The 12,387-nt window shown below is 60.2% G+C and carries 12 protein-coding genes; 10 read left to right on the top strand and 2 right to left on the bottom strand.

Annotated features, from left to right (window positions below; genetic code table 11):
- Window positions 1–277 precede the first annotated feature (277 nt).
- The 9 genes from KGA82_RS22355 to KGA82_RS22315 all read left to right on the top strand — a co-directional run bounded on the left by KGA82_RS22355 (window position 278) and on the right by KGA82_RS22315 (window position 8,053).
- On the top strand, window positions 278–1,069 hold the full coding sequence (locus tag KGA82_RS22355) for a hypothetical protein (RefSeq protein ID WP_223452558.1): 792 nt from the start codon (window positions 278–280) through the stop codon (window positions 1,067–1,069).
- A gap of 276 nt (window positions 1,070–1,345) precedes the next feature.
- Complete coding sequence (locus tag KGA82_RS22350) at window positions 1,346–2,194, top strand: transporter substrate-binding domain-containing protein (RefSeq protein WP_008033036.1); 849 nt, start codon at window positions 1,346–1,348, stop codon at window positions 2,192–2,194.
- A 52-nt stretch (window positions 2,195–2,246) separates the two neighbouring features.
- Window positions 2,247–2,909, top strand: coding sequence for an amino acid ABC transporter permease (locus tag KGA82_RS22345; RefSeq protein WP_008033038.1), 663 nt, complete (start codon window positions 2,247–2,249; stop codon window positions 2,907–2,909).
- Between the two features lie 9 nt (window positions 2,910–2,918).
- A complete protein-coding gene (locus KGA82_RS22340; protein WP_008033040.1) occupies window positions 2,919–3,581 on the top strand; it encodes an amino acid ABC transporter permease in 663 nt (220 codons plus the stop codon).
- A complete protein-coding gene (locus KGA82_RS22335; protein ID WP_008033043.1) occupies window positions 3,578–4,375 on the top strand; it encodes an amino acid ABC transporter ATP-binding protein in 798 nt (265 codons plus the stop codon). Before KGA82_RS22340 ends, KGA82_RS22335 begins: the two co-directional genes overlap by 4 nt.
- 30 nt (window positions 4,376–4,405) lie before the next feature.
- Window positions 4,406–4,795, top strand: coding sequence for a RidA family protein (locus KGA82_RS22330; RefSeq protein WP_008033044.1), 390 nt, complete (start codon window positions 4,406–4,408; stop codon window positions 4,793–4,795).
- A 144-nt stretch (window positions 4,796–4,939) separates the two neighbouring features.
- Complete coding sequence (locus tag KGA82_RS22325; RefSeq protein ID WP_008033782.1) at window positions 4,940–5,704, top strand: IclR family transcriptional regulator; 765 nt, start codon at window positions 4,940–4,942, stop codon at window positions 5,702–5,704.
- 41 nt (window positions 5,705–5,745) lie between these two features.
- Window positions 5,746–6,963, top strand: coding sequence for an amino acid deaminase (locus tag KGA82_RS22320; RefSeq protein ID WP_223452557.1), 1,218 nt, complete (start codon window positions 5,746–5,748; stop codon window positions 6,961–6,963).
- Between the two features lie 157 nt (window positions 6,964–7,120).
- Complete coding sequence (locus KGA82_RS22315) at window positions 7,121–8,053, top strand: sugar kinase (RefSeq protein ID WP_223452556.1); 933 nt, start codon at window positions 7,121–7,123, stop codon at window positions 8,051–8,053.
- A 139-nt stretch (window positions 8,054–8,192) separates the two neighbouring features.
- Here KGA82_RS22315 and KGA82_RS22310 read toward each other — a convergent pair whose 3' ends face one another.
- Together KGA82_RS22310 and KGA82_RS22305 are read right to left on the bottom strand one after the other, a co-directional pair.
- Complete coding sequence (locus tag KGA82_RS22310; protein WP_007898282.1) at window positions 8,193–8,468, bottom strand: peptidylprolyl isomerase; 276 nt, start codon at window positions 8,466–8,468, stop codon at window positions 8,193–8,195.
- 65 nt (window positions 8,469–8,533) lie between these two features.
- Window positions 8,534–11,071, bottom strand: coding sequence for a PAS domain-containing protein (locus KGA82_RS22305; RefSeq protein ID WP_223452555.1), 2,538 nt, complete (start codon window positions 11,069–11,071; stop codon window positions 8,534–8,536).
- A gap of 119 nt (window positions 11,072–11,190) precedes the next feature.
- Here KGA82_RS22305 and KGA82_RS22300 point away from each other — a divergent pair, with 119 nt between their 5' ends.
- Window positions 11,191–12,300, top strand: a complete 1,110-nt coding sequence (locus KGA82_RS22300) for a PilT/PilU family type 4a pilus ATPase (RefSeq protein WP_223452565.1) — start codon at window positions 11,191–11,193, stop codon at window positions 12,298–12,300.
- Window positions 12,301–12,387 lie beyond the last annotated feature (87 nt).

Below are 12,387 nucleotides of genomic sequence, written 5' to 3'. Positions count from 1 at the left end.
GCCAATTCGATCAACTTGATGAGCTCGGGTTGAAGGCCATTTTCGGGTATCGAGTATACGTGATGCATTCTCCACACCGTTATTGAACAGGGCCTCGCCGCTCAGTGCCAGCGAGGATGCCCGTACGCAGACATCGCCTCCTGTCAGTATTGACAGTAGACAAGGGTGTCGCCCCGGGGGCTTGATTGCACTCGGTTGATTGTTGGATTCCAGGCCGTGCCGACAGTTTTTCAGCCAGTTTGATGAATTCATCTCTGGATATGGAAGGGTGGCCGGCATGATCTCGACAGCAGTGGACAGCGGTTTTTTCGATAGGCAATCACGATACTCCCTCTCTTTACTCACGGCACCGACGGTGTGGTTTTCCGCGTACGAAGTCGTGCGAGTGTTTCTTCCGGTACTGGTCGACTACCGCCCCGGCAGGGTGACCACGCATATCTCTGATCCTGTGCTGGCGCCAGGCGATTGCGTGTACATCACGTGGTTTAGCGATAAAGGGAAATATGAGGCCGAACCTCATCCCGTTGTTTCCTCTGGATTGCAACAGGTCGCTATTCCCGACGCCGCCGTGTTAATGCACTCGGGGGGCACAGTTGACGTCAGTTATACCGTCAGCCACCCGGATGGCACGCAATCGAGCTCCCACGCCTTCTCCTTCGTGGTGGCCACTGGCGAACTGGACATCGATCACCTGCCGGATGTCGAGATTGTCGAGGCGCGGGACGGCGTCCTCAAACTTGCAGATGTTCCGAATGGCGCCACTTTCCGTATTCCCCCGATTCGCGGTCTGCACCGAGGAATGTTTCTGGGGCTGAGGATTTACTCCACGACTGGCGGCATCCCGTGCGGTCCTGACGTTCCTCCACCTTGTGGCCCAGGCATCGAGTACCTGTTGGCGTGGCAGCAGATTCGCACGACCGCGGATGGTTTTCTGAGCTTTCGAGTGGATCCGGCCGTGCTGCGGACACTCATCGGCAAGGAGTCCAGGGCCGGGTATGCAATCGAACTGCTCGATGGCTTGCTCTATAACAAAGGGGGGTTAAGCGGTTTGTTCCGGGTTGAGATGTAGGTGTGAGCCGGGCGCAGGCAAGGCGGCGCACCCGATCGGGTCAGCCTTCGCCCAGTTGAGATGCTTTTACCCGCCCGTTGTGGCGAACGGTAGCGCCCAGTCGTTTGCACGAGCGCTACCGTTTTTTCCTGTTGCAGCGCATCCCGTTGATTTCACTCGATTTGTAATTTTCCGAGAAATGGCCCCACAACCTGTGGCACACTTTCTGCTGTCTATTCCGTTGTTACATACTCGGTTCCGGTATAGCGGAATACACATCATCCTGGAGTGCTTGCCATGCATCGCCGACCTTCCTTGTTTAAAGCGTGTGTTTTTCTTTTTGCAGCTTCGGCTGCTGCCATGGGCGTTGCCCAGGCGGCGGACAGCAAACTCGATAGCGTGCTGGCCCGTGGGAAACTGATCGTGGGCACGGGCAGTACCAATGCGCCGTGGCATTTCCAGGGCGCGGACGGCAAGTTGCAGGGGTTCGATATCGATATCGCGCGAATGGTCGCCAAAGGGTTGTTCAACGATCCGAGCAAGGTCGAGTTCGTGGTGCAGTCGTCCGATGCGCGGATTCCCAACCTGCTGACCGACAAGGTCGACATGAGTTGCCAGTTCATTACCGTGACCGCCAGCCGTGCGCAGCAAGTGGCGTTCACGCTGCCGTACTACCGCGAAGGTGTCGGCCTGCTGTTGCCGGCCAACAGCAAGTACAAGGAAATCGAAGACCTCAAGGCGGCCAATGACAGCGTGACCGTGGCGGTGCTGCAGAACGTTTACGCCGAAGAACTGGTGCACCAGGCGCTGCCCAAAGCCAAGGTCGATCAGTACGACAGCGTGGATTTGATGTACCAGGCCGTGAACTCCGGCCGTGCCGACGCCGCTGCCACCGACCAGTCTTCGGTCAAGTACCTGATGGTGCAGAACCCCGGTCGCTATCGCAGCCCGACCTACGCCTGGAGCCCGCAAACGTACGCGTGCGCAGTTAAACGCGGCGATCAGGACTGGCTGAACTTCGTCAACACCACGTTGCATGAAGCCATGACCGGCGTTGAATTCCCGACGTATGCGGCGTCCTTCAAACAGTGGTTCGGTGTGGATCTGCCTACCCCGGCCATCGGTTTTCCCGTCGAATTCAAATGACCCCGTGAGAGTGGGGCGCCCATAACGCGCCCCGTTCAAGGTACTGCTGACCATGAACTATCAGTTGAACTTTGCCGCCGTGTGGCGCGATTTCGACACCTTGCTGGCGGGGCTCGGCCTGGGCCTGGAGCTGGCGCTGGTGTCGATCGCCATCGGTTGCGTGATCGGCCTGATGATGGCGTTTGCTTTGCTCTCAAAGCACCGCGCATTGCGGGTGATGGCGTCGGTGTATGTGACGGTGATCCGTAATACGCCGATTCTGGTGTTGATTCTGTTGATCTACTTCGCGTTGCCGAGCCTGGGGATCCGTCTGGACAAGATCCCGTCGTTCATCATCACCCTGTCGCTGTATGCCGGGGCGTACCTGACCGAAGTGTTCCGGGGCGGGTTGTTGAGCATTCCCAAGGGCCAGCGCGAAGCCGGGTTGGCCATCGGCCTGGGCGAGTGGCAGGTCAAGGCCTACGTCACTGTGCCGGTGATGTTGCGCAACGTGCTGCCGGCCTTGTCGAACAACTTCATTTCGCTGTTCAAGGACACCTCGCTGGCGGCGGCGATTGCCGTGCCCGAGCTGACCTATTACGCGCGCAAGATCAATGTCGAGAGCTACCGGGTGATTGAAACCTGGCTGGTGACCACAGCGCTCTATGTTGCGGCCTGTTACCTCATTGCCATGATGCTGCGTTACCTCGAGCAGCGTCTGGCGATCCGCCGATAGGAGGCCCTCATGTACGAATCACCCAGTTGGTTGCATGAGTTATGGGTTGCCCGCGAAGTGTTGTGGCAAGGCTTCCTGACCAGTGTGCAGGTCTCGGCGCTGGCGATTTTGCTGGGCACGATGGTCGGCATTGTCGCCGGTCTGGTGCTGACTTACGGCAAGTTCTGGATGCGTGCGCCGTTCCGTTTTTACGTGGACATTATTCGCGGCACACCGGTGTTTGTGTTGGTACTCGCTTGCTTCTACATGGCGCCCGCATTGGGCTGGCAGATCAGTGCATTCCAGGCCGGAGCCTTGGGGTTGACGCTGTTCTGCGGTTCCCACGTCGCCGAGATTGTGCGCGGCGCGCTGCAAGCGTTGCCGAGCGGGCAGATGGAAGCGAGCAAGGCGATTGGCCTGACGTTTTATCAAGCCCTCGGTTACGTGCTGTTGCCGCAGGCGCTACGGCAGATCCTGCCGACCTGGGTCAATTCGTCAACCGAGATCGTCAAGGCCTCGACGCTGCTGTCGGTGATCGGCGTGGCCGAGTTGCTGCTCAGCACCCAGCAGATCATCGCCCGGACCTTCATGACGCTGGAGTTTTACCTGTTCGCCGGATTTCTGTTTTTCGTCATCAACTACGCCATCGAATTACTCGGCCGGCACATTGAAAAGCGGGTGGCCTTGCCATGACTCAACCTCAAGTTTCGAACGTTCCAAATGAGCAGCCCCTGCTGGACATTCGCGGGCTGCACAAAAAATATGGCCAGCTCGAAGTGCTCAAGGGCGTCGACCTGACCATGCAGCGCGGCAACGTGGTCACGCTGATCGGCTCCAGCGGCTCGGGCAAGACCACGCTGCTGCGTTGCGTGAACATGCTCGAAGAATTCCAGGGCGGACAGATCATGCTCGATGGCGAATCCATCGGCTATGACGAGGTCAACGGCAAGCGCATACGCCACCCGGAAAAAGTCATCGCCCGCCATCGCGCCATGACCGGCATGGCGTTCCAGCAGTTCAACCTGTTCCCGCACCTGACCGCGCTGCAGAACGTCACCTTGGGTTTGCTCAAGGTCAAAAAGCTGCACAAGGACGAGGCTGTCGCGCTCGCCGAAAAATGGCTCGAGCGGGTCGGTTTGCTGGAGCGCCGCGATCACTATCCGGGGCAGTTGTCGGGCGGTCAGCAGCAGCGCGTGGCGATTGCCCGGGCGATTGCAATGAACCCGAGCCTGATGCTGTTCGACGAAGTCACCTCGGCCCTCGACCCGGAACTGGTGGGCGAAGTGCTGAGCGTGATCAAGGGCCTGGCCGAGGATGGCATGACCATGCTGTTGGTGACCCACGAAATGCGCTTCGCTTTCGAGGTCTCGGACAAGATCGTATTCATGAATCAGGGGCGTATCGAAGAGCAGGGGCCTCCCAAGGAGCTGTTCGAACGCCCGCAATCACCGCGTCTGGCTGAGTTCCTCAAAAACACGCGGTTTTAACTTTTAGCTTTTCAATCAGGAGAAACACTCATGAGCATTACTCGTTACGGCACCGGCAGCAGCGCCGCTGGCGGTACGCCTCGTCCTTTCGCCCGCGCCGTTGAAGCCGACGGCTGGCTGCACGTTTCTGGCCAGGTGCCGGCGTTGGATGGCGAGATCATTGTTGGCGGCATCGTCGAGCAGACTCACCAGACCATGAAGAACCTGATCGCGATTCTCGAAGAGGCCGGTTATGGCCTCGAAGATGTGGTGCGCGCCGGGGTGTGGCTGGAGGATCCGCGGGATTTCACCAGTTTCAACAAGGTCTTCTCCGAGTACTTCAAACCCGAACACGCACCGGCCCGGGCCTGCGTGCAGGCGAACATGATGGTCGATTGCAAAGTCGAGATCGACTGCATCGCGTACAAGAAAAAGGCCTGAGATTTGCGGTGAATTCTTCGCGGGCAAGCCTCGCTCCTACAGGAGTTCATCGTCTGTAGGAGCGAGGCTTGCCCGCGAAGGCGGCCTAACGGTCGACACGGCACTCTGGGTAAACTCCCGGCACTTTGATTGGGAAACACTGACATGACCGAAGACACCATCAAGCGCCGGGCTCGCGGTCTGGACCGGGCGTTCGATATCCTCGATTTCCTCAAGGAGATCGGCCAGCCCCTGCGTCCGAATGAAATTGCCAGTGGCATCGGCAGCCCGAAATCCACGGTCTACGAACTGGTGGCGTCCTTGCTCGAACGGCGGATTCTGGAGCCCGTGGGCAAGGACGGTCACGTCTACCTCGGCCGTCAGCTGTACTTCCTCGGGCAGGCGCATTTGCGTCATTTCGACCTGACCCGCGAGGCCGATCACGCCTTGCAGGAGATCGTCAGCCAGACCCATGAAACTGCGCAGATGTGCCTGCTCAACGGGCGCAAATACACGGTGGCATTGATGAAAGAGGGTGAGCGGCATTTCCGCATTTCCTCGGACATCGGCGAGAACGCGCCGATCCCATGGACCGCGTCCGGGCGCCTGTTGCTGGCGCACCTGAGCGACCAGGAAATCATCGACCTGATCGATCACGACGACTTCATCCTGCCTAACGGTGAACGCCTGCCGCTGGAGCAGTTTCTCGGCGAAATCCGTCAGGCCGGCATCGACGGTTTTTTCTCCTTCGACAGTGTCGCCGACACCTTTACCCATTGCTTCGCCGCCCCGGTCAAAGACCCGAACGGCGTGGCCATTGCGACCCTGTGCATCGTTGCCCCTCGGGCCGATGCCAAGACGCATTACAACGACTATCGCCGGGTGTTGATCGACAACGCCAACCGCCTGGCCCGTCGCATTAACGAATAACAGCGGCTGTTCGCGGCCGCGAAAATGTGAGGAGTTCGACCATGTCTTCTGCCCAAAATACTGCTGCCGTGGAAAAGGGCTTTGCCCAGACCGGTGCCCATCTGGTGCGTGACGTCAGCCTGCCGGCGCTGGTGCTGCATCGCGAGGCGCTGGAACACAACATTCGCTGGATGCAGGCGTTTGTCAGCAACAGCGGCGCCGAACTCGCGCCTCACGGCAAAACCAGCATGACCCCGGCCTTGTTTCGCCGCCAACTGGACGCCGGCGCCTGGGGCATTACCCTGGCCAGCGCCACGCAAACCCGCGCGGCGTACGCGCATGGTGTACGTCGGGTGCTGATGGCCAACCAACTGGTGGGGACGCCGAACATGGCGCTGATCGCCGATTTGCTGGCGGACCCGACGTTCGATTTCCATTGCATGGTCGATCACCCGGACAACGTCGCTGACCTCGGCGCGTATTTCGCCTCGCGCGGTGTGCGCCTGAACGTGATGATCGAGTACGGCGTGGTGGGTGGCCGTTGCGGTTGCCGGACCGAGGAGGAAGTGATCGCGCTGGCCAAGGCCATCAGCGCACAACCCGCGTTGGCACTGACCGGTATCGAAGGTTATGAAGGCGTGATTCACGGTGATCATGCGGTCACCGGCATTCGTGCATTCGCCGCGTCGCTGGTGCGGCTGGCGGTGCAGTTGCAGGACAGCGGCGCGTTTGCCATTGCCAAGCCGATCATCACCGCGTCGGGTTCGGCCTGGTACGACCTGATCGCCGAGTCCTTCGAAGCGCAGAACGCTGGCGGACGTTTCCTCAGCGTTTTGCGCCCTGGCAGCTACGTGGCCCACGACCATGGCATCTATAAAGAAGCGCAATGCTGCGTGCTCGACCGTCGCAGCGATCTGCACGAAGGCCTGCGCCCGGCGCTGGAAGTCTGGGCGCATGTGCAATCGTTGCCGGAACCGGGTTTTGCGGTGATCGCCCTGGGCAAACGCGACGTGGCCTACGACGCCGGGCTGCCGGTGCCGTTGCTGCGTTACAAGGCTGGTGTGGTGCCGGCAACGGGCGACGACGTCAGTGCCTGCAAGGTGACGGCGGTGATGGATCAGCACGCGTTCATGACCGTGGCGCCGGGGATTGAGCTGCGGGTGGGCGATATCATTTCGTTCGGCACTTCGCACCCGTGCCTGACGTTCGACAAGTGGCGCACGGGGTGTCTGGTGGATGAGCAGTTGAATGTCATCGAAACCATGGAAACCTGTTTTTAAGGTTCCAGACCGAGGCGCGGCCTTCGCGGGCAAGCCTCGCTCCTACAGGATTTGTGCCGTAATCATCATTTGCGAATGACACAAAACCTGTAGGAGCGAGGCTTGCCCGCGAAGGCGTCCTCTCAGACACCACCGAACCACCAGAGACACCACAACAATGAACACCATCAACACACTCGGCCCCAACATCCCGCGCATCGCCCTGATCGGCGAATGCATGATCGAGTTGCAACACCGCGCCGACGGCAGTCTGCAACAGAGCTTCGGCGGCGATACCTTGAACACGGCGGTCTACCTGTCCCGGGAACTGGGCGAATGCGGCAGCGTTGATTACGTCACCGCCCTGGGCGATGACAGCTTCAGCGATGCCATGTGCCAAAGCTGGGCCGCCGAAAACATCGGCCTGGACATGGTCCAGCGCCTGCCCGGTCGCTTGCCCGGTTTGTACTGCATCCAGACCGACGCCGCGGGTGAGCGGCGTTTTCTCTACTGGCGCAACGAAGCCGCCGTCCGCGATTGCTTTACCACGCCAGCCGCCGCGCCGATCCTCGCGGCGCTGCCGGATTACGACGTGCTGTATTTCAGCGGCATCACCCTGGCGGTGCTCGGTGTGCAAGGTCGGGAGAAATTGCTGGAAACCCTGATCGAAGCACGGCAGCGGGATGCGCGGATTGTGTTCGACAACAACTACCGGCCACGTTTGTGGGCGTCGATCGAGGACGCTCGGGCGGCGTATCGCAGCGTGTTGCCGTATGTCGATCTGGCGTTGCTGACTGTCGACGACGAACAGGCGCTGTTTCATTTTTCCGATTGCGAGGCGGTGTTCGCCGCTTACGAGCAGGTGGGGACGCCAGAAGTGGTGCTCAAGCGTGGTGCCGAAGCGTGCCTGATTCGCTGTGAGGGCGAGTCGTTCGAAGTGCCGGCGCAGAAGGTCGAACGCGTGGTGGACACCACGGCGGCGGGGGATTCGTTCAGTGCGGCGTACCTGGCCAGTCGGCTCAAGGGGGGGAGCCCGGTCGAAGCGGCGGAGGCGGGGCATCGGTTGGCGAGTCGGGTGATTCAGGTGCCGGGGGCGTTGATTCCGCGGTAGGTGGTGAATGGCCGGCTGCTGCGCAGTCGGATCGCGAGCAGGCTCGCTCCCACAATGGATCTGTGTACGCCGCAAATCCAATGTGGGGGTGAGCCGGCTCCGGGCGGCGTTCCGACGATGGGGTCCTCAAGGCAACCACTTAATCCCGATAAAACACCTGCACCAGGTGATAGCCAAACTTGCTCTTGATCGGGCCATGCACCACCCGCAACGGCTTCTTGAAAATCACCGCATCAATCACACCGACCATCTGCCCAGGCCGTACTTCACCGAGATCACCGCCGCGCTTGCCGGACGGGCAGGTGGAATACTTCTTGGCCAGCACATCGAAGGCTTCGCCCTTGGCGATGCGTTGTTTGAGCTGCTCGGCTTCTTCCGAGGTTTTCACCAGAATGTGGCGGGCTTGAGCTTTCATGGGGCGAGTACCTTGCAACGGTAGTGGCTATGTGGGTGGATCGGGGCGCGCGATTATGCCTCAACTCACTCGGGTTGGCCGATCATCGTGCGAATCTTGTTGGCCAGCAGGTCAACCGAAAACGGTTTGGCCACCATGTCCATGCCTTCCTCAAGGAAGCTCTGACGCTCGGCGGCCATTTCCGCGTAACCGGTCATGAACAGCACTTTGAGGTCCGGACGGTGCTGACGGGCGATTTCTGCCAATTGCCGACCGTTCATGCCTGGCAGCCCGACATCGGTCACCAGCAGATCGACCCGCAGACCCGATTCGAGCAGGGGCAGGGCGGTCTTCGCATCTTCGGCCTCATGGGCGTGATAACCCAGCTCCTTGAGCAGATCGAACACCAGCATGCGCACCGCCGGATCATCTTCCACCAACACCACGGTTTCCCCGGCTATCGCCGAGGGGGCCTCGCCGATGACCGGCGTCAGCACATCTTGCGGCTCCATCTCGTGCAAGCGCGGCAAGAACAGGCGCACGCTGGTGCCCTGGCCCGGCAGGCTGAACAGGCTCACGTGGCCGCCCGACTGCTGGGCAAAACCGTAGATCATCGACAAACCCAGCCCCGTGCCCTGGCCGATAGGTTTGGTGGTGAAAAATGGATCGAACGCCTTGGCCAACACTTTCGGGGTCATGCCGGTGCCGTTGTCACTGACGGCGATCATCAGGTAATCCCCGGCCTTGACGGGTTCCAGAATGTTGATGTCACTGCTGTCCAGATAGACATTGGCGGTTTCGATACGCAACTCGCCGCCATCGGGCATGGCATCCCGCGCATTGATGACCAGGTTGAGCAGGGCGTTTTCCAGTTGGCTGACGTCGGTGCTGACTGGCCAGGCTTCATCGGCCAGTTGCAGTTTCAGCTCGATGTGGTCGCCCTTGGTGCGGCTGAGCAAGTCTTCCAGAGAATGAATCAGTTCGTTGGCGTTCAGCGGCTTGCGGTCCAGCGATTGGCGCCGGGAGAAGGCGAGCAGGCGATGGGTCAGGGCGGCTGCGCGGTTGGCTGACGACACCGCCGCTTCGGTGAAACGGCCGATCTCGGCGGTACGCCCATCGGCGATGTAGCGCTGCATCAGGTCGAGGCTGCCGATGATCCCGGTGAGCATGTTGTTGAAGTCATGGGCAATACCGCCGGTGAGCTGGCCGACCGCTTCCATTTTTTGCGCATGGCGCAGGGCATCTTCGGCACGCTCGCGTTCGAACATTTCGTTTTGCAGGCGCTGGTTCGCTTCGGCCAATTGCTGGGTACGGGCGGCGACACGTTCCTCAAGGGTTTCGTTGAGGTTGCGCAAGGCTTCTTCGGTCTGTTTGCGCTCGGTTTCGTCGATCACGAAAATGTAGAAACCGTTCACCGCGCCATCCGGCCCGTGGCGGGGCAGGTAATTCATCAAGGCTTGTCGGGTGCTGCCATCACGATGTGGCGTGCTGATGCTGAAACAGCAGGTCCTGCCCGCCAGTGCTTCGGCGATGTATTCGGCTCGCAAGGCGTAGGCTTCTTCACCCAGCACCTCACGAATGGTCCGACCGTAAAGCTCTTGGGGCGTCAGCCCGTACCAGTCGAGGTACGCCGCGTTGTTCAGGCGAAAGCGTTCTTCGCTGTCGACGTAACTGATCAGGATCGGCATGGCGTTGATGATCAGTTGCAGCTCGGTCTGACTCTGACGCAAGGCCTGTTCGGTGTGTTTTCGTTCGGTCAGGTCCAGCGCGGCGCCGAGGAAACGGATCGGCCGGCCATGGTGGTCCTTGTAACAACGGCCCCGGGCAAACACCCAGCGCAACTGGCCGTCGGGTTGCAGCAGGCGATATTCCTCGGCGTATTCGCTGCCCTGGGTGATGCACTGCTTGATGCCGCGGGTGACCATCGAGCGGTCTTCCGGATGCACGGCTTCGAGATAGTCGCTGATGGGCAACTGACTGGCGAGTAGCGGGTCGATGCCGTGCAATTGGGCGAAGTGCGCGTCGGCAATGAAGCGGTCTTCGCCGATGTCCCAGTCCCAGGTGCCGACGGCGTCAGTGGCGGCCAGCGCCAGTTGCAGGCGTTCCTCGGTCTCGCGCTGAGCCTTCAGGCTGGCGGCCGAGCGCTGCTCCAGTTCGAGGGCGATGCGTCGGCGTTCGTTGGTTTCAATGGCTGTGACCAGAATCCCGGCGACGTCGGCGTGTTCATCGCGGATCGGGCTGTAGGTCAAATCCAGCCAGAAGTCGGAATCATTCCCGTCGCGTTGCAGGGTGAAGCGTTGTTCGCTGTAAGTCCGCACTTGGCCTTGTAGGACGGCGCTGTAAATCGGGTCGGTAAAGTCTTTGAGTTCTGGCCAGATCTGGTGCGTCGGTTGTCCGAAAGCGTGCGGATGCTTGCTGCCGGCCAGCAGCGCGAAGCCGTCGTTATAGATCTGCGTAAGCTGCGGCCCCCACAGCAACAGCATCGGCATCGGTGAGTGAATCACGATGTCCACCGCTGTGCGCAGGCTCTGCGGCCAGTCACTGGCGGCGCCGAGCGGGGTGCACGTCCAGTCCAGTCTGGCAATCAAGGCCTGGGCATCGCTGCCGGTGGGTACTGCGTTCATCAAGGTGTCCTGCACGTCGGTCGGGGTGACGGCGTCTACTATCCTAGGGCGGTAGACGCTGAATGACCGATTTTTCGGGTCATTTCTGTTCATTGAATGCTTCGCGGGTGTTTTTTGCCATGGAAATCGATGCGCTGTTAAAGACCCTGTCCAGCCAGGAGGGTTCCGATTTGTACCTGTCCACCGGTGCGCCACCCTGCGCCCGGTTTGACGGTGTACTCAAACCCTTGGCCGAGCAGCCGTTCAAACCGGGGGAAATCGCCGCGATTGCCGCGTCCATCATGGACGCCGAACAGCGACTGGAGTTCGATCGGGAACTGGAGATGAACCTGGCGATCTCGTTGGCGGGTGTCGGGCGCTTTCGGGTCAATATTTTCAAGCAACGCAACGATGTGTCGATCGTGGTGCGCAACATCAAGCTCGACATTCCGCGTTACGAAGACCTCAAGTTGCCACCCGTGCTGCTGGAAACGGTGATGCTCAAACAAGGGCTGATGCTGTTCGTCGGCGCCACCGACTCAGGCAAGTCGACCTCGCTGGCAGCGTTGATCGATTACCGCAATCGCCATAGCAGCGGGCATATCGTCACCATCGAAGACCCTATCGAGTACATCCACCGGCACAAAAAATCGATCATCAATCAGCGCGAGGTCGGCGTCGATACCCGCAGTTTTCATACCGCGCTGAAAAACACCCTGCGCCAGGCACCCGATGTGGTGCTGATCGGTGAGATCCGCGACCGCGAGACCATGGAGCATGCGCTGGCGTTTGCCGACACGGGGCATATGGTGATTTCCACCTTGCATGCTCACAACGCCCATCAGGCGCTGGATCGCATTATCAATTTCTTCCCGCAAGAACGGCGGATGCAACTGCTGCATGACCTGGGCAACAACCTTAAAGCGTTCGTTTCCCAGCGTCTGGTGCGCACTCGTGACGGTCAACGCAGGGCGGCGGTAGAAGTGATGCTGGGCACGCCGACCGTAGGCGACCTGATACGGCGCAATGAATTCGACGAGCTCAAAGGGATCATGGAAAAGTCGACCGAACAGGGTATGCAGACGTTCGATTGCGCGCTGTACGCATTGGTGATCGAAGGCGCTATCGGCGAAGAAGAGGCCTTGAAGCATGCGGACTCGCTGAACAATTTGCGCCTGCGGCTCAAGCTGCATGCCGACGCATCACCGGGACCCAACGCACAACCCGGCGAATGGGGCCTGATGGACTGACCCACATCCCCTCTGTAGGAGCCGGCTTGCTGGCGATGGCGGCCTGGAGCTTCGCATCAACCGTCAGGGCCCCATCGCCAGCAAGCC

It is taken from the genome of Pseudomonas sp. BF-RE-22 (genome assembly GCF_019956155.1).
GTDB classification, from domain to species: Bacteria; Pseudomonadota; Gammaproteobacteria; order Pseudomonadales; family Pseudomonadaceae; genus Aquipseudomonas; species Aquipseudomonas migulae.
The sequence above is the reverse complement of the archived record's forward strand: the minus strand, read 5'-3'. Positions and strand labels throughout refer to the sequence as shown.

Excerpts from the sequence above, each read along its gene's own strand:
- KGA82_RS22325 (WP_008033782.1), top strand. The coding sequence starts at position 4,940 with ATGACCGAAGACACCATCAAGCGCCGGGCTCGCGGTCTGGACCGGGCG.
- KGA82_RS22345 (WP_008033038.1), top strand. The coding sequence starts at position 2,247 with ATGAACTATCAGTTGAACTTTGCCGCCGTGTGGCGCGATTTCGACACC.
- KGA82_RS22300 (WP_223452565.1), top strand. The coding sequence starts at position 11,191 with ATGGAAATCGATGCGCTGTTAAAGACCCTGTCCAGCCAGGAGGGTTCC.
- KGA82_RS22350 (WP_008033036.1), top strand. The coding sequence starts at position 1,346 with ATGCATCGCCGACCTTCCTTGTTTAAAGCGTGTGTTTTTCTTTTTGCA.
- KGA82_RS22330 (WP_008033044.1), top strand. The coding sequence starts at position 4,406 with ATGAGCATTACTCGTTACGGCACCGGCAGCAGCGCCGCTGGCGGTACG.
- KGA82_RS22315 (WP_223452556.1), top strand. The coding sequence starts at position 7,121 with ATGAACACCATCAACACACTCGGCCCCAACATCCCGCGCATCGCCCTG.
- KGA82_RS22310 (WP_007898282.1), bottom strand. The coding sequence starts at position 8,468 with ATGAAAGCTCAAGCCCGCCACATTCTGGTGAAAACCTCGGAAGAAGCC.
- KGA82_RS22335 (WP_008033043.1), top strand. The coding sequence starts at position 3,578 with ATGACTCAACCTCAAGTTTCGAACGTTCCAAATGAGCAGCCCCTGCTG.
- KGA82_RS22355 (WP_223452558.1), top strand. The coding sequence starts at position 278 with ATGATCTCGACAGCAGTGGACAGCGGTTTTTTCGATAGGCAATCACGA.
- KGA82_RS22305 (WP_223452555.1), bottom strand. The coding sequence starts at position 11,071 with ATGAACGCAGTACCCACCGGCAGCGATGCCCAGGCCTTGATTGCCAGA.
- KGA82_RS22320 (WP_223452557.1), top strand. The coding sequence starts at position 5,746 with ATGTCTTCTGCCCAAAATACTGCTGCCGTGGAAAAGGGCTTTGCCCAG.
- KGA82_RS22340 (WP_008033040.1), top strand. The coding sequence starts at position 2,919 with ATGTACGAATCACCCAGTTGGTTGCATGAGTTATGGGTTGCCCGCGAA.